2 protein-coding genes are annotated in these 1,272 nt (G+C 61.2%); both read right to left on the bottom strand.

The genetic code is table 11. The annotated features are described in order from the left end of the window. Positions 1-340: 340 nt before the first annotated feature. Positions 341-706: an ABC transporter permease family protein gene (locus NKI24_RS35740; RefSeq protein ID WP_352750889.1), complete on the bottom strand. Its 366-nt coding sequence runs from the start codon at positions 704-706 to the stop codon at positions 341-343. Positions 707-712: 6 nt separating this feature from the next. After that, positions 713-862: a hypothetical protein gene (locus tag NKI24_RS35735; protein ID WP_352750886.1), complete on the bottom strand. Its 150-nt coding sequence runs from the start codon at positions 860-862 to the stop codon at positions 713-715. Positions 863-1,272: the final 410 nt, after the last annotated feature.

Here is a 1,272-nt window from a genome sequence, read left to right as displayed (position 1 = left end):
ATGGACACTAAGGAATTCAGAGGCTTCGAAAAGCGTGCTGACAATGTCGGCATGGCAAGACAAATCAGGCCCTTGTCGCTCCACTCCGAGGTGAACTCCAGCGGAGTACGGCTTCTACGCGGTGCTTGGTCTGCCTGTCCTTGCCACCATCGGATTCGTTGGCTGCTGAAACGTCCACCTGTAGCCGCTGAGAAGACGACTGCCGCCAGTGCCGTCGTGGAACCGCCATATGACGGCGGCTTGGTTACAGAGCCGGCTCGTGTCGATCGGGCGGGGGAGCCTGATGTGACGTACATGGTCCAGAAAGTGGCCAATGAAGGTGCTGGCATCGTCAACGTGATCAGGTCCCGTAATAGCGGTAACACAACCGCACCACGAGCCTCTCAGGCGTTCGATGAGGCGGGAAAATCGATCGCCGGACCAAGCGCGATTCCGCCACACTGCCACACACGAAACCGATCAGGTCACGTTCGAGGCTCACCAGAAGATTGGAGCCGAGGCCACCTCGGCTGAACTCTGCCATGCCGCGGGCCGCCACCTCTTCCAGCCGCGGTAGAAAACGTGGGTCAGCAGCGCCGGCATGGGCGAGCAACTCCCAAATCGCGAGCAGCGCCATCAGCACCGCAAGCGGCCGCAGATGTCGGCCGATGAAGCGGAAGGCCGGCGGTGCGATGGAAGCGCCGCGACAGCCTATCCCGACCTGCAATCGTGATCAGGCTGATCGTGGGGTCTCCGGACGCCAGCGTTGCAGATAGTTTTCGGCAAGCGTGAGCAGGCCGTGGATCACCAATCCGCTCAGGCCGACCACGATCATGGCCGAAAAGACGAGTTCCAATTGAAAGAGCTGACGACCATAGGCCATCAGGTATCGGAGCCCTTCGAACGATGCGATGAGTTCTACCGCAACCAGGGTCTGCCAGCCGTGGCAAGGCCTTCTCGCAGCCCTGTAAAGATCGACGGCACGGCGGAAGGCAGCACGATCATCGTGAGTTTCGACCAGCGGCTGAACGAAAGGACACGGCCAGACCCCGTCTCACGACGACGCCATTGCGCTTCGCCGCCATCAGGCTGGGTAGAGGACTTGCACGTCTAAAGCTGTCGATCATGCTCGGCACACACAAAAGGGCGGCATCGCTGCCGCCCTTTCCGTAAGCTTGCGAGATTGGCTGGATTAGAAATCCATGCCGCCCATGCCGCCCATGCCGCCGCCGCCCATGCCGCCAGGCATGCCGCCGCCAGCCGACTCCTTCTTCGGAGCCTCCGCGATCATGG

It is taken from the genome of Mesorhizobium sp. M0701, from assembly GCF_040320365.1.
Lineage (GTDB): Bacteria > Pseudomonadota > Alphaproteobacteria > Rhizobiales > Rhizobiaceae > Mesorhizobium.
The sequence above is the reverse complement of the archived record's forward strand: the minus strand, read 5'-3'. Positions and strand labels throughout refer to the sequence as shown.